The sequence below is a fragment of the Hydrocarboniclastica marina genome, assembly GCF_004851605.1.
GTDB classification, from domain to species: Bacteria; Pseudomonadota; Gammaproteobacteria; order Pseudomonadales; family Oleiphilaceae; genus Hydrocarboniclastica; species Hydrocarboniclastica marina.
Window position 1 is genome coordinate 2,668,352 of record NZ_CP031093.1, and the last position, 21,324, is coordinate 2,689,675.

Consider the following 21,324-nt stretch of genomic DNA (forward strand, 5'->3'; position numbering starts at 1 on the left):
CCACAACGAAACCGAGGCCCTTTTGAGCAATAGACCTGACGCTACCGCCACCACTACGGCCGACCAGGAACAGCGCGAATTTCACCTGCAGCCGTCAGAGCCCGATCGTCTGGCTGCACTATCCGGCCAGTTCGACGAGCATTTCAAGCATATCGAACGACGGATGGGGGTGCGCATCGGTTACCGCGGCAATCACTTTCGGGTGAGCGGCGATGCCGAAGCGACCGCAGCGGCCACCGAAGTGCTACGCCACCTCTATCGTGAAACCGAGGCAACTGACTCTCTGAGTCCAGACATCGTGCATCTGTTCATTCGGGAGTCCGGCTTTGAGCGCGTGCCTGAAGCGGCCAAGTACAGCGGCCACTCCATCGTCATAAAAACGCCCAAGCTTCAGGCCCGGCCACGCGGTGCAAACCAGCTCAAGTATGTCCACAGCATTCGCACCCACGACATCAACTTCGGTGTCGGTCCAGCCGGAACAGGCAAAACCTGGCTCGCCGTCGCCTGTGCTGTGGAGGCTCTCAAAAATGAAGAGGTCAAGCGCATCATGCTGGTGCGTCCGGCCGTGGAGGCTGGGGAGAAACTGGGCTTCCTCCCGGGTGACCTGGCCCAGAAGGTCGACCCCTACCTTCGACCGCTGTACGACGCGCTTTACGAAATGCTGGGCTTCGACTACGTGACCAAACTCATCGAAAAAAGTGTGATTGAGATCGCGCCGCTCGCCTTTATGCGTGGGCGGACACTCAACAACGCTTTTATCATTCTGGACGAAAGCCAGAACACGACCCGGGAGCAGATGAAGATGTTTCTGACACGGATCGGGTTTGGCTCAACGGCTGTGGTCACTGGCGACATTACCCAGGTCGACCTTCCGCGCGGCCAGAATTCCGGCCTCCAGCATGCCATTGACGTCCTCGACAAAGTTACCGGCATCAGCTTTACCCACTTTGGCGCCAGCGATGTGGTCCGGCACCCGCTGGTTCAACGGATTGTTGAAGCCTATGATGCTTTTGGTGAAAGCGAGCTGTGAGTAAACTTAACGTAGACATACAGCACGCTTCCACAGCGCAAAACCTTCCGACAGACGAGCAGCTGGCGGAATGGGCGACCTCCGCCCACCGAAACGACACCTCAGACCAGGCCGAAGTAACCGTGCGAATCGTTGATGAAGCGGAGAGTGCGGACCTGAACGAAAGCTATCGCGGTAAATCCGGGCCGACCAATGTCCTGTCGTTTCCTTTCGAGGCGCCGCCTGGGGTCCCCATCGACCTGTTGGGTGACCTGGTTATCTGCGCAGGCGTAGTCGAGCGTGAAGCGCGCGAGCAGCAAAAAAACCCTACAGCTCACTGGGCACATATGGTCATCCATGGCATGCTTCACCTACAGGGTTTTGACCACATTGATCCCCGGGAAGCAGAGGTCATGGAACAGCTGGAGACTCAGCTGGTGACAAATTTCGGGTTCCAGGCACCCTATCCGGACGAGGAAGCGGAAACACATTCATGAACGACGGTCACTCGAGTAACGGTCAGGGCGGCAAGTCCTGGCTGGAGCGGATATCCCAAGCATTTTCCAACGAACCGGAAACGGTCCAGGATATCCTGGAAATTCTGCGCGAAGCAGAGCACCAACGGATCATTGATGCCGATGCCATGAGTATCATCGAAGGCGCGATGCAGGTCACTGACATGCGCGTTGATGAGATCATGATTCCACGCTCGCAGATGGTCACCGTCAAGGCCGACTCCGAACCTGAAGAATACCTGCCGGAAATTATTGATTCGGCGCACTCCCGCTTTCCCGTCATCGGCGACTCCTCCGACGAAGTCATCGGCGTATTGCTCGCCAAGGACTTACTCCCTCTGGCCTTGAACAACAGCCTCAAGAAAGACAGTCTTCGGGAGATTTCCCGGCCGCCTACTTTTGTGCCCGAGAGCAAGCGGCTCAACCAGCTGCTCAAGGAATTCAAGGAAACCCGCAACCACATGGCCATAGTGGTCGACGAGTATGGCGGTGTGGCAGGACTGGTCACGATTGAAGATGTTCTGGAGCAGATCGTTGGCGAAATCGAGGACGAGCATGACTTCGACGAAGAATCGCACATCAAGCAGCGCGCTGACGGCACCTTTGCGGTCAAGGCGCTGACCCCGGTGGAAGACTTCAACGAATTCTTCTCCTGCGACCTTGACGAGGAAGAGTTCGACACTGTGGGTGGGCTCCTGCTCAAACAGTTTGGGCGTCTGCCACGGCGGGGCGAGAGCACCACCCTGGATGACTTTCACGTCACGGTGCTAAACGCCGACAACCGTTCGATAAGGCTGGTCCAGGTCAGCAGGGATGCCTGACAGACCGCGGGCGCTGCCCGCGCTGGTACACAACTTGGCGCTGATACTTGCAGGCGCTGCACAGACTCTCAGCTTTTCTCCCTTTTACCTCTGGCCGTTAGGACTGGTATCGCTCCTGGCGGTGCTTCACCTGACCAAGCGCACGGCATCAGAGAAGCTGTTCCGGGACGGCTGGCTAGTCGGTCTCGGGTTGTTCGGTAGCGGTACTTCCTGGGTCTACGTCAGCATTCATGACTATGGCATGACCTCGGTGCCCGTCGCTGCCGCACTTACCCTGGTATTCGTTGCAGGCCTTGCCCTCTTTCCCGCACTCGGGTTCTGGCTGTGGGGCAAACTGACCTCCTCAGCTGCTACGCGGCTCTGGCTTTTTCCCGCCGTTTGGGTTCTGACCGACTGGGTTCGCGGCTTTCTTTTTACCGGTTTCCCCTGGCTGTACCTGGGGACTAGTCAGGTGGATGGTCCGCTGGCGCCCTGGGCGCCCGTGATCGGTGTCCATGGGGTCACTTTGCTCCTGGCCGCCAGTGCGACGTTGCTCTACGGAGCCTTTGTCGCTTATCGGCAGCGCTCAGGTTCGAAGGAGCCGGCCGTTCTCCTGTGTCTGGCTGTCCTGCCATGGCTGACTGCCTGGCCGCTTGGGAGCCTGAACTGGACGGAGCGGGAGCCACGCCCCATTTCCTTCGCGGCCATGCAGGGCAATATCCCCCAGCAGATAAAGTGGGAGCCCGCGCACCTGCGGGATCAGCTCGTGCAGTATCTCACCATGACGGAAGGATACTGGGACCGGGACCTTATCCTCTGGCCGGAGACAGCGATTCCTGTGCCCAGTCCCGACGCCGGCCCGATCGTTGACAGAATCGAGGAGAAGGCCGCCGAGCACGGGACGACCCTGCTTACTGGTATACCCTGGTTTGGTTATTCTGAAGAACTCCAACGGGAAACCTTCCATAACAGCATGACCGTTATAGGCGACGGCGACGGCTTCTATCACAAACAGAAACTGGTGCCTTTTGGCGAGTATGTGCCGCTTGAGGTCTGGTTGAGGGGGTTGATAGGTTTTTTCGACCTGCCCATGTCGAGCTTTTCTCCCGGCCCTGCTGAGCAGGCGCTACTCAGCATCGGCGGGCGCTCGGTGAACGCGTTTATTTGTTATGAGATTGCGTACCCCGACTTTGTGGCTGCCGGCAGTCGGGGCACGGACTACCTTGTGACGGTGTCCAACGATGCCTGGTTTGGCAATTCCATTGCACCCTTGCAGCATTTGCAGCTGGCGCGCATGCGGGCACTCGAGACCAGCCGATTCGTCTTGCGGGGCACCAACAACGGTGTCACCGCATTGATCGACGAGCACGGTCAGGTGCTTCAGTCGGCACCCCGGTTCGAGGTAGCCGTGCTGAGTGGAGAACTCTATCCGGTGAAAGGCGCGACACCCTTCATGCGCTGGCAGTCCTGGCCTGTATTGGTTCTGCTTGGGTTAATCCTGGGCGCTGCCAAGTGGCTCAAGCGCAAATCCAGGACAGGTTAGCTTTTCAACCCGAGACACCCCGTCACTGTACATCCTCTATTTCAGGCGTTGCCGGCCATCGCCCTGTGACGCGTTCAAAATAGTGGGACTCGCAATGGTGACACGGTTCCAGGTGGGTCGTCTCAGTCAGGCAGAGGGTGTGCTCGCACTCCAGGCACCTGAGTACACCAGCCGTTGCGATTTCGCCGCTCATGTACTGCCCCGGGCTGTGGCTGATCCGTTGCTCCAGCTCCAGAGAATCAACCTGGGTTTTGTCGGCAATGCTCAGGAGCAGCTCGAGTAACTGGTGCTCCACAAGGCTTAGGTCCAGCCTCAGCCAATCGCCGACCCCCTCCCCCGTTTCGTTCACGAACTGGACCAGATGGCCAAGATCGCGCCGCAAGTAGGCGCCGAGGAGGCTCGCTTCATCTTTGCTGAGCCGCTCAATACCTTCTTCAAACTCGACCGCTTCGTCAATCTCGGTTTTTAGCCCATCCCAAGTACGATTTTCGGTATCAGCGAGGCGTCTCTCGATGCGGCCCAGCATCCGGTCATACGCCTGCACCGCTTCCGGTCTCAGGTTTTTCCGTTCCTGGTTGTCCATGATGCAATTCCCTGTTGTTAATTGATTGTGGTGCTGCAGTGTCAGAGTCGTTTTGCCCAGCCTCACAAAATTACAGTCCCGGCAGCCAGACAGCGCAAGCCCCTTAGGTTAGAATAGTTCCCTTTCGGTGCAAACTGCCGGGTGTCAGTCAAAGGCTTTATAAAGCCATTTGACTGCCTCTCAGCCTGATTGTCACCCTCCCTGATAATTTCAGACCCCAGTACGGTTGGATAAGGCAAAGGCAAGAATGGAAGAGCACTACCGCCCCCGCGAAGTAGAACAGGCCGCGCAGAAGTATTGGCAGGAAAACGAGAGCTTCAAGGTTACAGAAGACCCGGCAAAACCCAAGTACTACTGCCTCTCCATGTTCCCCTACCCCAGCGGCAAGCTGCATATGGGGCACGTGCGAAACTACACCATCGGCGATGTGATCAGTCGTTACCAGCGCTTGCTGGGCAAGAACGTCCTGCAGCCCATGGGCTGGGACGCTTTCGGGCTCCCCGCGGAAAACGCCGCAATCAGCAATAAAACAGCCCCAGCCCGATGGACCTATGCCAACATCGAGTACATGAAGAACCAGCTGCAGCAGCTGGGTTTTGGCTACGACTGGTCGCGGGAGCTGGCCACCTGCAAGCCGGAGTACTACCGTTGGGAGCAATGGTTTTTCACCCGGCTGTATGAGAAAGGCCTGGTCTACAAAAAAATGTCGACGGTGAACTGGGACCCCGTTGATCAGACCGTGCTCGCTAACGAGCAGGTGGTGGATGGCCGCGGCTGGCGTTCCGGGGCTCTGGTGGAACAGAAAGAGATACCGCAATGGTTCATACGCATCACCGACTATGCGGAAGAACTGCTGCAAGACCTGGATAAGCTTGAAGACTGGCCCGAGCAGGTCAAGGCCATGCAACGCAACTGGATCGGGCGCTCGGAAGGCCTTGAGTTGACCTTTCAGTTGCAAGACGCCGGCGAAGCGCTGACAGTTTTTACGACGCGCCCTGATACCTTGATGGGTGTCAGCTACATGGCCGTTGCCCCGCAGCATCCGCTGGCATTGAAAGCAGCTGAGCGTAGCCGGGATGTTGCCGACTTCATCGCAGAAAACAGAAACGCCGGCTTCGCCGAGGCTGACCTGGCGACCATGGAGAAAAAAGGAATCGACACCGGGTATCACGCCGTACACCCCATTACCCAGGAAGAGATTCCCGTCTGGATCGCCAATTTCGTTCTGATGAGCTACGGCTCAGGGGCGGTGATGTCCGTTCCCGGCCACGATGAGCGTGATCACGAGTTTGCGCGCAAGTACGGCCTTCCCATCAAGCAGGTCATTGCCCCCCGCGATGGCCGCGAAATCGATATTCACGAGGAACCTCTGACCGAGAAAGGGCTGCTTGTTTCTTCAGGTGCGTACAGTGGCATGTCCTCAGCAGAAGCGTTTGACGCTATCTCGGCGCGGCTGGAGCAGGAAGGCATCGGTCAGCGCAAGGTCAACTACCGGCTGCGCGACTGGGGTGTGTCCCGGCAGCGTTACTGGGGCGCGCCGATCCCCATGATGACCCTGGAAGATGGGTCTGAGGTCTGCGTGCCGGAGGACGAGCTACCTATCAGACTGCCCGAAGATGTCGAGATGGACGGTGTAACCTCGCCGATCAAGTCTGACCCGGCATGGGCCCGAGCCTCTTACCACGGCCAGGCGGCAACCCGCGAGACCGACACTTTCGACACGTTCATGGAGTCATCCTGGTACTACGCGCGTTACTGCAGCCCCGGCTACCAGGAAGGCATGCTGGACCCCAGGGCGGCCAATTACTGGCTTCCGGTCGATCAGTACATTGGCGGTATTGAGCACGCCATACTGCACCTGCTCTACTCCCGGTTTTTCCACAAGCTGCTTCGGGATGTCGGCCTGGTGGAAAGCGACGAACCATTCAAGCGCCTGCTTTGCCAGGGCATGGTTCTGGCCGACACTTTCTACCGTGAAAGCGAGGACGGCGGCCCCAAGACGTGGGTATCTCCCAAGGATGTCGAGGTCGAGCGGGACGAAAAAGGCAGAGTCGTTCAGGCGGTACACCGGGATGACGGTAAGCCGGTATTGCCGGCCGGCATCAGCAAGATGTCGAAATCGAAGAACAACGGTATCGATCCTCAGTCGATTATTGACCAGTATGGGGCGGACACCGTCCGGCTCTTCATGATATTCGCGGCACCGCCTGAGCAGTCACTTGAGTGGTCGGACAGCGGCGTCGAAGGCGCGTATCGTTTCCTCCGCAAGCTCTGGCGCATGGTGCACGACCACGCCAAAGACGGCGTTACCGTTGCGCTGAACACCAGTGACCTGGCCGACAGGCAGAAGCAGCTGCGCCGCAAGACGCATGAGACTATCGCCAAGGTCAGCGATGACATCAGCCGGCGCCTCACGTTCAACACGGCCGTCGCCGCGGTGATGGAATTGCTGAACGACATCGGCAGAAACGAAGACACTTCGGATCAGGCCCGGGCGGTTGTCCAGGAAGCCCTTGAGGCTGCGGTGGTACTGCTATCGCCCATTACGCCCCATATCTGCCACCAACTCTGGCAGACGCTGGGTCATGACGAAGCTGTGATCGATAGTCGCTGGCCCACGGTGGATGAGTCGGCGCTAACCCGGGACACCCTTGAGATCGTGCTGCAGGTAAACGGCAAACTTCGCTCCCGTGTTCAGGTGCCTGCTGATGTATCAAAGGCGACCCTGGAGCAGCTGGCGCTCGAAGATGAGAACGTTCAGCGCTTCACCGAAGGGAAGACCGTGCGCAAAGTCATCGTAGTGCCCGGAAAGCTGGTCAACATCGTTGCCAACTAACGTCGCCCACCAGGGTCGCCAGCTAATGTCGTTGAGAGTCCAGGCGGGCTGCTTCCGGCCCGCCGGTGATTGATCCCAGACTGCAGGCAGGGCACCTGCACAACGCAGACTTTACGGACAGGCTATGCGTACGAATCACAACAAACCACGGCATTTGATCGCGGTATTTATCCTGTTGAGCGTTGCCCTGAGCGCCTGCGGCTTTCGCCTGCGGGGCGCCACCGCGGTTCCTGATGCGCTTAACCCCGTATTCGTCGACTGCGCCGGCAATACCCCTATAGCCCTCTGCGAACAGGTGCGTGAGCTCCTGGAGCTCAACGAAGTCACCGTTGTGGAGACTGCCAGGGAGTCGAGTTATACACTTCGCCTGACAGGCCTCGAAACCAGCCGCCGGGCCACAGCTATCACGGACTCTGCCGCAGCGGCTGAATATGATCTCCGGTTACAGACGCGTATGTCGTTGTTCACGCCCACAGAAATCCCTCTGCTGGCGCAAGCCACAATCTCCGCAAATGAGATCTACAGATACGATGAAGACAACGTGCTGGCGAAGCGTAGAGAGCAACGCGATCTGACCGAGCAGCTCTACTCCCGTCTTGCCCAGCAGATCGTGTTCAGGCTCACGCCGTACACAGCGGAGCGGATCCAGGCGTTGATTGCTGAGTACGAGGCCGCGCAGGCCGCTTCGGGCGAAGCGGAAGTTCAGGCTCCAGATGCGCCTTAACGCTCCCCAGCTCGCTGGTGCACTGGAAAAAACACTGGCGCCACTTTATCTGGTCACCGGCGACGAACCCCTACTGGTTCAGGAAGCCTGCGACCAGATCCGTTCAAAGGCGCGCAGCCAGGGATTTGAAGAACGCAAGGTCTACCAGGCTGACAATCAGCTTGACTGGGCATCCGTTGCTGAGGAAGTAAGCGCCCTTTCCCTCTTTTCCGAACGGAAGCGGCTCGAAATAACCCTACCTACCGGTAAGATCGGCAATGGCAAGGACTTCATTGAACGCTTTCTGGGAAATGCCGGCGACGACGTGATCGTCCTCCTGATCAGTCCCAGGCTGGACGGGGGCGAACTTCGAAAAAAATGGGTCAAAACAGTTCAGGACAAAGCTGTACACGTGCAGATCTGGCCTATTGAAGCGTCCCAGTTTCCCGGTTGGCTGGCTCACCGCGCTCGCGAGCGCGGGCTCCAGTTTAGCGAAGCAGCCCAGGCATTGCTGGCCGACCGGGTCGAAGGCAACCTGTTGGTAGCCAATCAGGAGTTGGACAGACTGAGTCTGCTTGCGCCAAACGGCAAAGTAGATGAGGCATTAATCGACAGCAGCGTCCTGGACTCATCCCGCTTTACGGTATTTGCATTCGCCGAGGCATTGCTGAAAGGGGAAGTAAGCCATGGGCAGAAAATGCTGTCGGTGCTTGAGCAGGAAGGCTACAACGGGCTGGCCGTGCTGGCGATCGTAACACGGGATCTCAAGCAGCTTATCGCCCTGAACCAGGCACGCGCCCAGGGCCAGCAGACAGCAGCCTACTTCAAGACGCATCGCATCAACCAACGTCAACAGCAGCAGGCGCTTTCGGCAGCGTCCCATCGCCTGACACAGGCACAAAGCGAACGGCTGCTGAAAAGCTGTGTCCTTATCGATAGAGCGGCCAAAGGTTGCGATAACGACTCGCCCTGGCGGTTGCTCCGGGATCTTCTGGTGCAGGCCGCTCAAACAAAGACGCCCACCTGAAGGATTCCCGAAGGAGGTCCAGGCGGGCGCCAGGTTTTACTGACACTTGTGGCTCGACGTTAGAACTCGTCAGCCGTCAGCGCCATCATTGCGTCGCTGCCACTTCTTACGCTTTCCGCCAGGGAAACGGTCCTGGGCAGCAGGCGGCTGAAGTAGAAGTCGGCTGTTTTGAGTTTACCGCTGAGAAAGCTGTCCGCAGCGCCTCCACTCTGACTAGCCACCTTCACAATGCGTGCCCACATGTATGCGAGCGCCGTGTAACCAAAGAGGTCAAGATATTCGACTGAGGCGGCACCGATCTCATTTGGATTCTGCGCGGACCGGTCAATCACAATTTCAGTGACATCTGACAGACGCTCCAGCGCTGCAGCAAGCGGCTCCAGATAAGGACGCAGCGCCTCGTCGCTCGAGTTCTGCTCGATAAAGCCGGCGATTTCGCTGGCGAAGATCTCGTAGAACTTGCCGTTGTTTGCCACTACTTTGCGCCCCATCAGGTCCAGAGCCTGAATACCGTTGGCGCCCTCGTAGATTTGTGTAATACGCGCGTCCCGCACCAATTGTTCCTGACCCCATTCGCGTACGTAGCCATGCCCCCCGAACACCTGCTGGCCAATGACACAGCTTTCGAATCCGCGGTCCGTAAGGAATGCCTTGGCCACTGGGGTAAGCAGCGCAACCATGGCTTCAGCCGTTGTCTTTTCACCGCTTTCCTGCACGTATTTGGCGCGGTCGAGCCACAGTCCCACGTAGGTAGAAAATGCGCGCCCGCCCTCGATATAGCCTTTCATTGTCAGCAGCATACGACGCACATCCGGGTGCACCAACAGGGGGTCAGCCGCTTTTTCCGGGTGTTGCTTACCGGTCGGCGCCCGGCTTTGCAGGCGTTCCTTCGCATATTCTAGAGCATTCTGGAAGGAAGCCTCGGCAGCACCGATGCCCTGGATGCCCACGCCCAACCGTTCGTAGTTCATCATGGTGAACATGGCGTTGAGGCCCTTATTGGGCTCGCCGACCAGCCAGCCGCGCGCGCCATCGAAGTTCATGACGCAGGTCGCAGAGCCCTTGATGCCCATCTTCTTCTCGATGGAACCACAAGCCATGGCGTTCCGCTCGCCCAGCGATCCATCTTCATTAACCATGAACTTTGGAACCAGAAACAGGGAGATACCTTTTGGCCCGGCTGGGGCATCCGGCAACTTGGCCAGCACCAGGTGGATGATATTCTCCGCCATGTCGTGCTCACCCCAGCTGATGAAGATCTTGGTGCCGCTGATGAGGTAACTGTCGTTGCTGTCCGGAACAGCCTTGGTGCGGATAATGCCCAGGTCGGTTCCTGCGTGGGGCTCGGTCAGATCCATTGAGCCCGACCAGACGCCCGCGTAAAGATTGGGCAGGTACTTTTCCTTCAACTCCTGGCTGGCATGGGCGTTAATAGCCAGGCTCGCACCCGCGGACAGCATGGGCGCCAGGCCGAAGCCCATGTTGGAGCCCTGCAGCATCTCTTCCCAGAGACCCACCAGCGTTTTCGGCATGCCCATGCCGCCAAACTCGGGGTCGCCGCCGAGGCCCATCCAGCCGCCTTCCATCAGCGTCTGGTAGGCTTCCTTGAACCCATCAGGGGAGGTGACATTTCCGTTTTCCCATTTACAGCCCTGCTCGTCGCCTTCACGGCTGAGCGGCGCGGTAACATTGGCGGTAACCTTGCCCGCCTCTTCAAGAATCGCATCTGCAGTTTCGGGATCAATATGCTCACTCAGGCCCGGTAGGCGAGCCCATTCGGCGGGCGCATCAAAAACCTCGTTCAGCAAAAACCGCATATCCCGCAACGGAGCTTTGTACTCTGCCATTATTTACCCTCTCAGACGTTATATGCCCTGACACCCTTGAACCGGGTGACCAGTTGCCGCTCAAGTCGAGACGCTGGCTGCATTCCGACAAGTTGTCGGTCGCCAAGTTTACGACCTCGATAAAGCGCTATCAAAAAAAAACCCGTTCCAGAGCCCAGCCTTTTCCAGTGAAGAAGGCCACGAGCTCTGCAAACGGGTCGGCAGGTTCGTCACCTGTTTAGAATACGAAGTGCTCTTCCGGCATGTCCATCAGAGAATCTGCACCGGCAAGGACAGCTTCACCATGAGCCTTGGCGCGTGGCAGCAGGCGCTTGAAGTAAAAACGCGCAGTCTGAAGCTTGGCTGTGTAGAACGCCTCTTCAGATGTGCCCTGCTCCAGTTGCTGCTGGGCGACAACCGCCATTTTAGCCCACAGGTAGGCCATCACGAGGTAACCAGAATACATCAGATAGTCAACGCTCGCGGCGCCAACTTCGTCCCGGTTCTTCATGGCGGTCATACCCACTTTCATGGTGATATCGCCCCACTCTTTGTTATGCGCCTGCAGCGGCTGAAGCAGATCCTGAAGCTGCTCGCTCTCACCCTGCTCCTTGCAGAACTTGTGGACGATCTTGGTAAAACGCTTCAGCGACTCGCCCTGGGTCATCAGTACCTTACGACCCAACAGGTCCAGCGCCTGGATGCCGGTGGTGCCTTCGTAAATGGTAGCGATACGCGCATCCCGGACGATCTGCTCCATGCCCCACTCCGAGATAAAGCCGTGGCCACCGAATACCTGCATCCCCAGGTTGGTCGATTCACAGCCTACCTCGGTCAGGAAAGCCTTCGCGATCGGTGTCAGGAAGCTGAGCAGTTCGTCAGCCTCCTTGCGGACTTCGGCGTCATCACTGTAGCGAACCAGGTCGCTCTGCTGGGCTGCGTAGTAGATCAGCGCCCGTGCACCCTCGGCGAAGGCTTTCTGGGTCAGGAGCATACGACGTACGTCGGGATGAACGATAATCGGGTCGGCCGGGCCGTCCGGATTCTTCACGCCTGAAAGGGAACGCATCGCCAGGCGGTCGCGAGCATAAGCCAGCGAACCCTGGAACGACAGCTCGGCCGAACCCAGACCCTGGATAGCGGTACCGATACGAGCAATGTTCATGAACGTGAACATACAGTTCAGGCCACGGTTTTCCGGCCCGACCAGGTAACCCTTGGCGCCGTCGAAGTTCATGACGCAGGTACTGTTACCGTGGATACCCATCTTGTGTTCGATCGAACCACACTTGACGGCGTTACGCTCTCCGACTTCGCCGTTGCCGGAGGTCAGGAACTTGGGCACAACAAAAAGGGAGATGCCTTTAGTACCCTGGGGCGCATCCGGTAGGCGCGCAAGCACGATATGAATGATGTTCTCGGCCATATCGTGTTCGCCGGCAGAGATAAAGATCTTGGTGCCAGTGATGCTGTAAGACCCATCGGCATTGGGCTCTGCCTTGGTCCGCAGGATACCGAGGTCAGAGCCACAGTGCGGCTCGGTCAGACACATGGTCCCGGTCCACTCGCCGCTGACCAGCTTCGGCAGATAGGTTTCTTTCTGCTCAGGTGTACCATGGCTTTCAAGAGTATTCTGGCAGCCGTGACTCAGACCGGGATACATGCCCCAGGCCCAGTTAGCGGTGCCGACCATTTCACTCATGACCAGACCGATCGATGCCGGCAAGCCCTGACCGCCCAGTTCTGCCGGAGCAGTCATTGAAGGCCAGCCGCCCTCTACATACTGCTGATAAGCCTCTTTGAAACCAGCGGGTGTCTTTACCCCGTCCTCAGTCCAGGTGCAGCCTTCCTTATCACCCACAGCATTGAGCGGAGACAGGACCTGTTCGCAGAACTTGGCGCCTTCCTGGATGATGGCTTCGATCATGTCCGGGGTTGCTTCCTCACCGCCGGGCAGGCTGGCATAGTGCTTTTCACTCTCCAGCACTTCATTCATCACAAATTTGATATCGCGCAAGGGGGCTTTATATTCAGGCATTGTCTACACCTCAGCTTTGAAGGACCGCAACCGCGCCAAATCGGAGCTACTCCGAGTCTCAGCGTTGAGCTTACAAATACAGGCAAAAGAGATTTAACGGGTCTACGAGGACGGGATCGACCCCGGACACTTCCAGCCGCCGCCGCTGGATCATGGAACTATTTAAACGACTGTTTGAAACATACGTTTGCGCCCAGTTCTTGTCAAGCCGAGATCATAAAAAAGGCGAGCGCTAACCGCGCAAGTCAACGTGTTCGCGAACGACAACCCAGACCGCCCTGCTACAGCCGAAATACGGAGTCGAGCGGTAACCCAACCCACTAACTGCAGGGGAAACTGTAAAAAAGGGGGGGGTAAACCACATGCGCGACGGCTCAAGGCGCCAAAAGCTGTAAAAGGGAACGACTGCAAGAAATGTTGAGGTCAGGGCCAGCAACCGCGATCCGAGCGGACGAGTGGTTGCCGGCGTTACGGCTTCAGATGGCACTTCCTGATAAACTGTATGCCGACTGAGCTTTTATCAGGCAGATGTATCGAGCAGCGTACCGACCATTTCATTGGCCGTTTTGACGACCTGGGACGATGCCTGAACATTGCGCTCATACAGCTTCAGATCAATCAAAGACTCCGCCACGCTCCCTGGCGCATCCGTCCTGCCCGTAGGCGTGCCTGCCTCAGACTCAACACCCGCGCTAACTATCTTGCGCGCTGCGGTATCCATGCCAATGATGCCCTGCTGTACACCTTGCAGACCCGAGCCCAACACACCGTTTATCATGGCTACTACCTCATCTCAGCCATTAGATACGTTCAGTTGATCATAGTGCTGGTTAATTTTCAATCAAATCCCGCATCACCTGATCATCTATGTACTGTGCCAGCGCTCGGGGATCGGATTGAGTCTGATGCGGTAACTCGGCCAGGAGCGGCGCGCCCAGCGCCTGGGCCAGGAATGCCAGCGTCTGTGCTTCGGCCTGCATAGGCAAGGGAGATGCCCGGTTAGCGACCCAGCCAATCAACTGAAGGCCGTCACGTCGGATCGCCTCGGCGGTAAGAAGCGCATGATTTATCGCGCCCAGGCGAAGATCAACTACCAGGATCACCTGGCAGGCCAGCTCAACGGGAAGCCCGGCGTAGCTCTCACGTTCATTGAGCGGCACCCGCCATCCGCCTGCCCCTTCTATCAGCAGAAAGTCAGCGGGTTTGAGCATTACGCCGCGGCAAAACCCGGCCAGCCTCTGCACCGACAGCCGAACACCCGCATTGACAGCCGCGACATGGGGGGCGATAGCTTCGGCCAGCGCAACCGGATTGACCTGCGAGTAGCTGAGTTGTTCTGTCATCGCTGCCTGTAACATCAGGGCATCGTCATTACGCAATCCTTCTGCTGTCTCTTCGCAGCCTGCCGCTACCGGTTTGAGTGCGAGCGTGCGGTAGCCTGCTCGGGCAGCAGCATATAGCAGCGCAGCAGACACCATGGTTTTGCCCACTTCGGTATCGGTACCGGTTATAAATACAGTTTTTCTGGCCACGTTTACTCCTCAGTTCTGGATAATCGCCACTTTGTAGGTCGCGGGCAACTGCCCGGCAGGGGTAGCCAACGAGCCATACGCAGCTTCCAGACGACGCAATTTTCCCGGCGCTGTAGCACGGGTACCGGCTGCGGCTCCTTTATAACGGGCGCCCAGATCCTTGAGTTCGCGCAATAGCGCGCCGAGCCCGGGATAATTCAGCTTTATATCGACAACATCAACGCGAGCGGAGCCGAACACCCGCCGTACCTCGGCCTTCAAGTCGCTTTCGCTAAGAAAGCGGTTAACATGGGCTCGGCCAGGATCCACCTGCTGCCATGCCCAACTGAGTTCGCCCAACGTGCCGTCAACCAGCGTCGACGCGAGCAGCTGGCCGCCCGGTTTCAGCACACGCGCCTGCTCCTGGAACACGGAAGCCAGGTTCTCGCACCACTGGATCGCCAGGCTCGAAAAAACAAGATCCAGACTGCCGTCTGCCAGAGGCAGGGCTTCGGCGTCTCCTGCCAGCCAGTGGTAAAGGCTGCGTTCATGCCCCTCGGTCAGGTCCGCGCGGGCATGGCGCACCATCCCCTCGGCCAGGTCCATCGCTACCACATCCGCCTGGGGACAGGCGGCGGCGAGATCTTTCAGCGCAAGACCGGTTCCACAGCCCAAATCAAGCACATGCCCGGCAACCGGTTGCAGCCGCTTTAGCAAAAGCTCGATAACGATTTTCTGTAAGCGCGCGACGCGATTGTAGCGGGGCGCTGCCGCACCAAAATCAGCCGCGACACGGGCTTTATGGGGCGACCAGACAAGCTCATTCATGGGGCCTCCAGATTTTCGCCGGTCATCTCCAGTGTTTGCCCGAACTGGCGCAGGCTGACGGCGAGCGCGTCGGCATGGGCACCAAATGGCCAGTGTGCCATCCCTGCGGCAAGTCTGGCGTTAGCTACGCTACCTGTGCGAACAAGCGCCGGATCGACCAACGGGTCCTGATCACCGAACCAGTGGGAGTGCGGAACCTGGCAATTACGCCAGGCAGCCCGTCGGTCCAGATCGCCGAGCCAATCGAGACCAGCCAGCAGCGTCTCCCGCGGCCAGGCCGGCCCTTTTTTGAGCCAGGGCTGCCAGGCTTCTCGGCCTTCTGCCTCATACTCATCCCCACGAATCTGGAGCAGGAGGAAGCGCTTCCAGGCCCGCGCCGGGTTTGCGGCCACTCCGACCCTGAATTGCGCGAATTCTTCGAGGGGCATACCAGGCCAGTCCGGGCGGGCCAGAAACCTGGGTGAACTGCAGACCGTCCAGACTCCGGCAACCCGTGCCGGCGCTATTTGCGCAGCCAGCATGGCGAGCTGACCACCTAAGGACCAGCCCGCCCAAACTGCAGACACGGGCGCCCGAGACAATAGTTGCCGGACCCAGGCCTCCGGTCCATGGGCCTCGGCGTAATCATGTACCGAAACCGTCATTACGCGGCCTGGCCAGCGGCGTGCCACGGTCGCTACCGCCTCCACCGGTACGCCCCAGCCCCCGATGAGAACTAATGGCAGGTCGCTCATGCCGTTGCGCCGGTCTGGCTACACCCGATAGATGACTGCTCGGCCGCCAAAGCATCCAGAAGCTGATCGAGATCTGCATGGGAATGGGCTGAGGTGAGAGTGACGCGCAGCCGGGCGGAGCCTTCGGGAACGGTTGGCGGCCTTATTGCGCTAACCGCGATGCCTCGGCCCAGCAGCGCCTGACTCAGGCGGCTCGCTTCGCGGGCATCGCCGATTAGTAGCGGTTGTATTGGCGTCGAAGAGGCCATAAGCCGGTAGCCAAGGGCAGCGGTCTCCTTACGGAAACGCACGATTAGCGCTTGCAGGTGGTCACGGCGCCAGACCTCATCTTCTGCCAGGCGCAAGCTGACCAGGGTGGCTGCTGCAATTGCTGGCGGCATGGCAGTGGTATAGATATAGGGCCGAGCAAACTGCACAAGGTAATCAATTAGCAGGCGGGGACCGGCAATGAAAGCACCCGCCGTACCCAAGGCCTTGCCCAGGGTGCCGACCACCAGGGGCACGTCCTCTTCACTCAGCCCGTAATGGCTGACGCTGCCTCGCCCCCCGGACCCCAGCACCCCATAACCATGGGCATCGTCCACAATCAATAATGCATCGTGTTCCTTGGCTACCGCGCCAAGTTCATCCAGCGGCGCCAGGTCGCCATCCATACTGAATACCCCATCAGTCACGACAAACCGCTGACTGCTGGACGAGACGGCGCTTTCGCTGTCTTTCAGCATCGCTTTTAACGCCTGATGGTCCGCGTGAGGGAAGCGCTTGAGTGTCGCCCGGCTTAACAGGACGCCATCCAGTAGCGATGCGTGGTTCAGCCGATCCTGGAACACCAGGTCACCCCGGGTCGCCAGAGCCGCCAATACACCAAGGTTGGCGGCATAGCCACTGGAGAAGACGAGTGCGGCCTCACGGCCTGTGAACTCAGCAAGTGCATGCTCGAGTGCGTGGTGAGCCTGATGGTGACCGCAGACCAGATGTGACGCACCCGCCCCTACCCCCATGGTCCGGCAGGCCTCAGCCATGGCCTCGACGACCTGGGGATGATTCACGAGCCCCAGGTAGTCATTACTACAAAAATTCAGGCAGGACTGACCGTCAAGCCGGACCCTTGGCCCTTGCGGAGAACCCAGAACCTGCCTTTTACGGTAGAGGCCCTGCTCGCGGCGCTGCTCAAGCCTGCCAGCCCAATCACGCATTCGGGTTAAAGCTCAGCCGCGGTTTTCCCAACCGGCGCCGACGCATCATAGAAAAGATGAGCGGTACGTTCCTGTTCTAACGCCTCGACCAACGCGGCTTCCTCATGCGCCTCGGGCTGGGTCTGCTCGCGCTGCTCCGGCCGAATGCCCAGCTTCTGGAACAGTTGGCGGTCCCGATCTGCTTCGGGATTGGCGGTTGTAAGCAGTTTTTCGCCATAGAAAATCGAATTGGCGCCCGCGAAGAAGCAGAGCGCCTGCATTTGCTCGTTCATATCTTCGCGACCAGCTGAAAGGCGGACATGGGATTCCGGCATGAGAATCCGGGCAACCGCGACGGTACGGACAAAATCGAACGGTTCCAGATCTGCCTCATCGGCCAGCGGTGTGCCTTCGACTTTGACCAGCATGTTGATGGGCACAGACTCCGGGTGCTTCGGCAGGTTTGCCAACTGAACCAGCAGGCCCGCCCGGTCATCCTCGGACTCTCCCATGCCCATGATGCCGCCGCAACAGACCTTCATGCCGGCATCCCGAACATGGGCAAGTGTGCGCAAGCGGTCAGAATAGGTCCGGGTAGTGATAATCTGGTCGTAATATTCGGCCGAGGTGTCGAGATTGTGGTTGTAGTAGTCCAGTCCCGCTTCAGCCAGGGCTGAAGCCTGCTCGCCCGTCAGCATGCCCAGGGTCATGCAGGTCTCAAGGCCGAGAGACTTGACCTCGCGCACCATATCCAGCACGTACGGCAGGTCTTTTGCCGTAGGGCTCCGCCAGGCCGCACCCATACAGAAACGTGACGCCCCTTTTTCTTTGGCATTTCTCGCTTCGGAAATCACTTTCTGGATTTCGAGAAGCTTTTCTTTCTCCAGCCCGGTATTGTAGTGACCGCTTTGCGGACAGTATTTACAGTCCTCCGGGCAGGCACCTGTCTTGATCGAGAGCAATGTGCTGACCTGCACCTCGTTCGGATCAAAGTTCTGACGATGCACAGTCTGGGCCCGGAAGATCAGGTCATTGAAAGGCAGGGCCAAGAGCTCTCTCACCTCCGCCATGGTCCAGTCATGGCGTAAACCATGGGCAACGTTTGCAGTGGAAGGGATTGAGCTCACGGTGGCAGATGACATGGATTTGGCTCCTGCTTGAAGGTGCTGAAGCTGGGCCCAGACCTTTTGGGAACCGGACAGGAACTAAGCACTTGCCGGAATTGCGGCCGCGCTGACCGGTTAGGGCGCAAAAGATCTCGGACCAACGCCAAGGATGGTGGATATGATACGGCCCGCCCGGTGGGTGTCAACCTATCTTGAAAATCTGGTTTACACTGGCCGGCATTCCAGTCAGTGCCCGCTCTGTCTGGCGCCAGCGCAGGCCGGCAGACTCTGCCTGGCCTGCCTGCGCGCGCTGCCGCGCATGGGTTTCACCTGCCGAACCTGCGCGCTACCCCTGCCCTTCGACGCAAAGGCCTGTGGCCGATGCCAGCAGAACATGCCCGCATTTGACCGCGTCGTGACGGCCTGCCTCTACACTTTCCCGGTCGACACCATGATAGGGCGCTTCAAATTCCAGGGTCAGCAGGCCATGGCGCGGCCGCTGATCGCACTGCTGGGTAACGACCTGAAACAGTGCAGTGACCCAAAACCGGATATTCTGCTGCCCTGCCCTATGCATCCAGTGCGATATCGGGCGCGCGGGTTCAACCAGGCAGCCATTATTGCCTATGAGCTAGGTCGTGCATTACAAATCCCGGTGGACTATCAACTCTGCAGCCGGTCGGCTGCGACACGACCGCAGATCCGCCTTGACCGTAAGGCGCGGCTGAAGAATCTGGCCGGCGCCTTCGTCGTCAACGGCCGGCCTCCGCCCCATGTTGCTATCGTCGATGATGTGGTAACAACTGGCGCAACGGCGCAGCAACTTGCCAAAACGCTCAAAGCCCAGGGCGCCCTAACAGTCTCGGTGTGGGCGCTGGCCCGGACGCCGATGAGATAACTTCATGACGGGCAGGCGTTGAACTAATGCGCGAGCTTATCCCTGACCAGCTCGCTGATCGCAAGGCTGGCTGTCAGGCCGGGCGATTCTATCCCCAGCAGCACGACCAATCCCTCAATGCCGTGCTCCTCCGGCCCTTCGATGAAGAAGTCTGCCGGATCCTTGCCGGGGCCGCTGAGTTTGGGTCTGATGCCTGAATAGGCCGGCTTTAGCCGGGCGGGATCGAAACCCCGCCACCATTGGGCAATCGAGTCACGGAAGTGTCCGGCGCGGTCCACCGGGACCTGATAGTCCTCCTGGGTGATCCACTGTACGTCGGGTCCGAACCTGGCCTGACCCGCAAGATCGAGGGTGAGATGGATACCGAGTCCGCCAGGCTCAGGCACGGGATAGATAAGGCGCGTGAACGGGTGTGCCCCGCTATAACTGAAGTAGTGGCCCCGGGCCATGTGCAGCGCCGGGACCCGGCTTTTGTCGAACCCGCCCCATTGCCGGGCCAGTCCAGCGGCATTCAGCCCCGCAGCGTTGACCGCCTGCCGGCATAATATTTCGCACTCCAGTTCGCCACCGACACGAAGCAGATGCCCTGTCCCTCGTGCTTCTGCGAACTCGACGGGCGCGTTGTAGGCGACGCGTCCACCTGCATCTTCAAGTTCACCGATCAGAGCGAGCATCAACTGGTGACTGTCAATGATACCGGTTTCGGGTGACGCGAGCCCGGCCACTATGTTGAGGTCCGGCTCCGCCGCCCGTGAGCGCGTGGATAGGCGATCGAGCGTCACCCCATTGGCGGCAGCCCGCTGCTCCACCTCGGCCAGCGCGGGCTCCTGTTCTGGATGAGTTGCTATGACCCACTTCCCGCAGCGACGGTACGGTACGCCATGGCTTGCACAATAGTCGTAGAGCGCGCGCCGCCCGGTCGTGCAGAGCCTGGCTTTCAACGAGCCTTCTGGATAGTAGAGCCCGGCATGGATGACCTCGCTGTTTCGGGAAGATATCCCCATGCCAAAGGCTGACTGCTGTTCCAGCACCAGCACATCTCGCCCGTCTCGGGCCAGCGCACGGGCTATCGCGAGCCCGACGACGCCGGCACCGATGACGACAGTGTCTGCCTCCAGTTTCATCTGCGATCCTTTTTGATACTGACGGAAAGGCCAGCCCGTCCAGGCTCTTCGGCAAAAAGACTGTGGTCGGCATTAAGACGCTGAGTCAGGGGACCGCCCGACTCGCCGCGGTCGATACCCTCGCGGGATCGTGCTTCTACCATTATACTAGTGTCCCGTAGCGTTGATTCGCAGACCTCCGCATGCCGCTCTAGCCTGGACAGGACCGTCCTATCGACGTGGTATCTGTCGACTTAGTGGTATCTGTCGACCTAGTGGTATCGGTCGACTTAAGAGTAGCGTCTGGCTCAAGCTCGGTTCAGCTTGCCGGACACAGTCATCATCCAGAGATTCTAGGCTATGTCAGATCGTAAACAATTCCTGCTGGTGATGCTCGTTGCCGCGCTGTTCGTGGCCTGGCTGCTCATGCGTGGCGCTGGCGTCATCAATCTTAACAATACCCTGCGCGACGACCCTCGTCTGGAGAGCTATGTCTACCCGTTCCGTGTACTTCGCATAGAAGGCGACACCGCGGTCATGACAACGCTCCGCTCGACCGGCACTTCAACACGTCAGGCGCTGGAAGCACTGTTTCCGCCACTGCAGAGCGTTAATGACTCGCATCGCGACTGGCAGCGAGCGGAACGCGAATATGCTCAACTTCAGGCTCGCGCGAGCGAAATTATCCTCGGACACGAAGACATCGCGCGCGTGCGCTGGGAACTGGACGAACACTGGTATCACCTCCAGAAAATGAAGCGTCAGCGAACGGATCTCGTTTCGAACTCCTGATCTACTCCTACCTGCCAGATTAAACGTCTGCTCTGCGCCATTTCAGCGCGACGCTGAACGCGCCTACCCTTGCGGCGCCCATCGCTGGGTCAGCTCAAATTATCAGCGGCCTATGGTCGCCGGACCACTATGATCCTGCCAGAGCACTATGGTCCTGTCAGAGCACTGTGGTCCTGTCAGAGCACTATGATCCTGTGGTCGCCGGACCCCTATGGTATAGTCACGTCCCACGGTTCGCTGTGCGGGACATGCTGATGGCCCGCTAAGACTGCCCTACTTTTCCAGAGGAACCGACGC

At 58.8% G+C, this 21,324-nt stretch carries 20 protein-coding genes; 9 read left to right on the plus strand and 11 right to left on the minus strand.

Translation table 11 applies throughout. The features are described from left to right. Positions 1-22: 22 nt before the first annotated feature. From soil367_RS11885 to lnt, 4 genes are read left to right on the plus strand one after another with little or no spacing between them, the layout of a single operon-like run. A complete protein-coding gene (locus soil367_RS11885) occupies positions 23-1,030 on the plus strand; it encodes a PhoH family protein (RefSeq protein WP_136549299.1) in 1,008 nt (335 codons plus the stop codon). Then, positions 1,027-1,506, plus strand: coding sequence for an rRNA maturation RNase YbeY (gene ybeY / locus soil367_RS11890; RefSeq protein ID WP_136549300.1), 480 nt, complete (start codon positions 1,027-1,029; stop codon positions 1,504-1,506). The genes soil367_RS11885 and ybeY overlap by 4 nt, the downstream gene beginning before the upstream one ends. After that, on the plus strand, positions 1,503-2,345 hold the full coding sequence (locus soil367_RS11895) for a CorC family transporter (protein WP_136549301.1): 843 nt from the start codon (positions 1,503-1,505) through the stop codon (positions 2,343-2,345). The genes ybeY and soil367_RS11895 overlap by 4 nt, the downstream gene beginning before the upstream one ends. Further along, the gene (gene lnt / locus soil367_RS11900) at positions 2,338-3,867 is read left to right on the plus strand and encodes an apolipoprotein N-acyltransferase (RefSeq protein ID WP_136549302.1); all 1,530 of its coding nucleotides are present in this window, start codon (positions 2,338-2,340) and stop codon (positions 3,865-3,867) included. The genes soil367_RS11895 and lnt overlap by 8 nt, the downstream gene beginning before the upstream one ends. A 22-nt stretch (positions 3,868-3,889) precedes the next feature. Here lnt and soil367_RS11905 read toward each other — a convergent pair whose 3' ends face one another. Continuing rightward, positions 3,890-4,450 carry a zinc ribbon-containing protein gene (locus soil367_RS11905; protein WP_136549303.1) on the minus strand — a complete coding sequence of 187 codons (561 nt, stop codon included), beginning with the start codon at positions 4,448-4,450 and terminating at the stop codon, positions 3,890-3,892. A gap of 247 nt (positions 4,451-4,697) precedes the next feature. Between soil367_RS11905 and leuS the strand changes: the two genes are divergently transcribed. From leuS to holA, 3 genes are all read left to right on the plus strand, one after another. Continuing rightward, positions 4,698-7,286 carry a leucine--tRNA ligase gene (leuS, locus tag soil367_RS11910; RefSeq protein WP_136549304.1) on the plus strand — a complete coding sequence of 863 codons (2,589 nt, stop codon included), beginning with the start codon at positions 4,698-4,700 and terminating at the stop codon, positions 7,284-7,286. 124 nt (positions 7,287-7,410) lie between these two features. Continuing rightward, a complete protein-coding gene (locus soil367_RS11915) occupies positions 7,411-8,010 on the plus strand; it encodes an LPS-assembly lipoprotein LptE (protein WP_136549305.1) in 600 nt (199 codons plus the stop codon). After that, a complete protein-coding gene (gene holA, locus soil367_RS11920) occupies positions 8,000-9,016 on the plus strand; it encodes a DNA polymerase III subunit delta (RefSeq protein WP_136549306.1) in 1,017 nt (338 codons plus the stop codon). Before soil367_RS11915 ends, holA begins: the two co-directional genes overlap by 11 nt. 59 nt (positions 9,017-9,075) lie before the next feature. Here holA and soil367_RS11925 read toward each other — a convergent pair whose 3' ends face one another. The 8 genes from soil367_RS11925 to bioB all read right to left on the minus strand — a co-directional run bounded on the left by soil367_RS11925 (position 9,076) and on the right by bioB (position 18,270). Next, positions 9,076-10,863, minus strand: a complete 1,788-nt coding sequence (locus soil367_RS11925; RefSeq protein ID WP_136549307.1) for an acyl-CoA dehydrogenase C-terminal domain-containing protein — start codon at positions 10,861-10,863, stop codon at positions 9,076-9,078. 217 nt (positions 10,864-11,080) lie between these two features. After that, the gene (locus tag soil367_RS11930) at positions 11,081-12,880 is read right to left on the minus strand and encodes an acyl-CoA dehydrogenase C-terminal domain-containing protein (RefSeq protein ID WP_136549308.1); all 1,800 of its coding nucleotides are present in this window, start codon (positions 12,878-12,880) and stop codon (positions 11,081-11,083) included. A gap of 520 nt (positions 12,881-13,400) precedes the next feature. Continuing rightward, entirely contained in the window at positions 13,401-13,658 is a 258-nt protein-coding gene (locus soil367_RS11935; protein WP_136549309.1) for a flagellar biosynthesis protein FlgE, read from the minus strand. Positions 13,659-13,710: 52 nt separating this feature from the next. Then, a complete protein-coding gene (gene bioD, locus soil367_RS11940; protein ID WP_136549310.1) occupies positions 13,711-14,412 on the minus strand; it encodes a dethiobiotin synthase in 702 nt (233 codons plus the stop codon). Positions 14,413-14,421: 9 nt separating this feature from the next. After that, the gene (locus tag soil367_RS11945; protein ID WP_136549311.1) at positions 14,422-15,219 is read right to left on the minus strand and encodes a methyltransferase domain-containing protein; all 798 of its coding nucleotides are present in this window, start codon (positions 15,217-15,219) and stop codon (positions 14,422-14,424) included. Continuing rightward, positions 15,216-15,953: an alpha/beta hydrolase family protein gene (locus soil367_RS11950; protein ID WP_136549312.1), complete on the minus strand. Its 738-nt coding sequence runs from the start codon at positions 15,951-15,953 to the stop codon at positions 15,216-15,218. Before soil367_RS11950 ends, soil367_RS11945 begins: the two co-directional genes overlap by 4 nt. Continuing rightward, positions 15,950-17,149 (minus strand): 8-amino-7-oxononanoate synthase, encoded by a 1,200-nt coding sequence (gene bioF / locus soil367_RS11955; RefSeq protein ID WP_136549313.1) that lies wholly within the window; start codon positions 17,147-17,149, stop codon positions 15,950-15,952. Before bioF ends, soil367_RS11950 begins: the two co-directional genes overlap by 4 nt. Positions 17,150-17,154: 5 nt before the next feature. Then, positions 17,155-18,270: a biotin synthase BioB gene (gene bioB, locus soil367_RS11960; RefSeq protein WP_136549314.1), complete on the minus strand. Its 1,116-nt coding sequence runs from the start codon at positions 18,268-18,270 to the stop codon at positions 17,155-17,157. A gap of 142 nt (positions 18,271-18,412) precedes the next feature. On the opposite strand from bioB, the gene soil367_RS19045 reads away from it, so the two are divergent. Then, on the plus strand, positions 18,413-19,132 hold the full coding sequence (locus soil367_RS19045; RefSeq protein ID WP_246065272.1) for a ComF family protein: 720 nt from the start codon (positions 18,413-18,415) through the stop codon (positions 19,130-19,132). 23 nt (positions 19,133-19,155) lie between these two features. On the opposite strand, the gene soil367_RS11970 is transcribed toward soil367_RS19045, so the two are convergent. Both soil367_RS11970 and soil367_RS18835 read right to left on the minus strand, forming a co-directional pair. Beyond that, positions 19,156-20,256: an NAD(P)/FAD-dependent oxidoreductase gene (locus soil367_RS11970; protein WP_136549315.1), complete on the minus strand. Its 1,101-nt coding sequence runs from the start codon at positions 20,254-20,256 to the stop codon at positions 19,156-19,158. Then, positions 20,253-20,399, minus strand: coding sequence for a hypothetical protein (locus soil367_RS18835; protein ID WP_172962336.1), 147 nt, complete (start codon positions 20,397-20,399; stop codon positions 20,253-20,255). The genes soil367_RS11970 and soil367_RS18835 overlap by 4 nt, the downstream gene beginning before the upstream one ends. A gap of 196 nt (positions 20,400-20,595) precedes the next feature. On the opposite strand from soil367_RS18835, the gene soil367_RS11975 reads away from it, so the two are divergent. Next, complete coding sequence (locus soil367_RS11975) at positions 20,596-21,027, plus strand: hypothetical protein (protein ID WP_136549316.1); 432 nt, start codon at positions 20,596-20,598, stop codon at positions 21,025-21,027. Positions 21,028-21,324 lie beyond the last annotated feature (297 nt).

Bases quoted from the DNA above. Each gene is read 5' to 3' on its own strand.
- holA (WP_136549306.1), top strand. From the start codon at position 8,000: ATGCGCCTTAACGCTCCCCAGCTCGCTGGTGCACTGGAAAAAACACTG.
- leuS (WP_136549304.1), top strand. From the start codon at position 4,698: ATGGAAGAGCACTACCGCCCCCGCGAAGTAGAACAGGCCGCGCAGAAG.
- soil367_RS11895 (WP_136549301.1), top strand. From the start codon at position 1,503: ATGAACGACGGTCACTCGAGTAACGGTCAGGGCGGCAAGTCCTGGCTG.
- bioF (WP_136549313.1), bottom strand. From the start codon at position 17,149: ATGCGTGATTGGGCTGGCAGGCTTGAGCAGCGCCGCGAGCAGGGCCTC.
- soil367_RS11935 (WP_136549309.1), bottom strand. From the start codon at position 13,658: ATGATAAACGGTGTGTTGGGCTCGGGTCTGCAAGGTGTACAGCAGGGC.
- soil367_RS11930 (WP_136549308.1), bottom strand. From the start codon at position 12,880: ATGCCTGAATATAAAGCCCCCTTGCGCGATATCAAATTTGTGATGAAT.
- soil367_RS18835 (WP_172962336.1), bottom strand. From the start codon at position 20,399: ATGGTAGAAGCACGATCCCGCGAGGGTATCGACCGCGGCGAGTCGGGC.
- soil367_RS19045 (WP_246065272.1), top strand. From the start codon at position 18,413: ATGATACGGCCCGCCCGGTGGGTGTCAACCTATCTTGAAAATCTGGTT.
- bioB (WP_136549314.1), bottom strand. From the start codon at position 18,270: ATGTCATCTGCCACCGTGAGCTCAATCCCTTCCACTGCAAACGTTGCC.
- soil367_RS11970 (WP_136549315.1), bottom strand. From the start codon at position 20,256: ATGAAACTGGAGGCAGACACTGTCGTCATCGGTGCCGGCGTCGTCGGG.
- soil367_RS11950 (WP_136549312.1), bottom strand. From the start codon at position 15,953: ATGAGCGACCTGCCATTAGTTCTCATCGGGGGCTGGGGCGTACCGGTG.
- soil367_RS11975 (WP_136549316.1), top strand. From the start codon at position 20,596: ATGTCAGATCGTAAACAATTCCTGCTGGTGATGCTCGTTGCCGCGCTG.
- soil367_RS11915 (WP_136549305.1), top strand. From the start codon at position 7,411: ATGCGTACGAATCACAACAAACCACGGCATTTGATCGCGGTATTTATC.
- soil367_RS11945 (WP_136549311.1), bottom strand. From the start codon at position 15,219: ATGAATGAGCTTGTCTGGTCGCCCCATAAAGCCCGTGTCGCGGCTGAT.
- soil367_RS11925 (WP_136549307.1), bottom strand. From the start codon at position 10,863: ATGGCAGAGTACAAAGCTCCGTTGCGGGATATGCGGTTTTTGCTGAAC.
- soil367_RS11905 (WP_136549303.1), bottom strand. From the start codon at position 4,450: ATGGACAACCAGGAACGGAAAAACCTGAGACCGGAAGCGGTGCAGGCG.
- lnt (WP_136549302.1), top strand. From the start codon at position 2,338: ATGCCTGACAGACCGCGGGCGCTGCCCGCGCTGGTACACAACTTGGCG.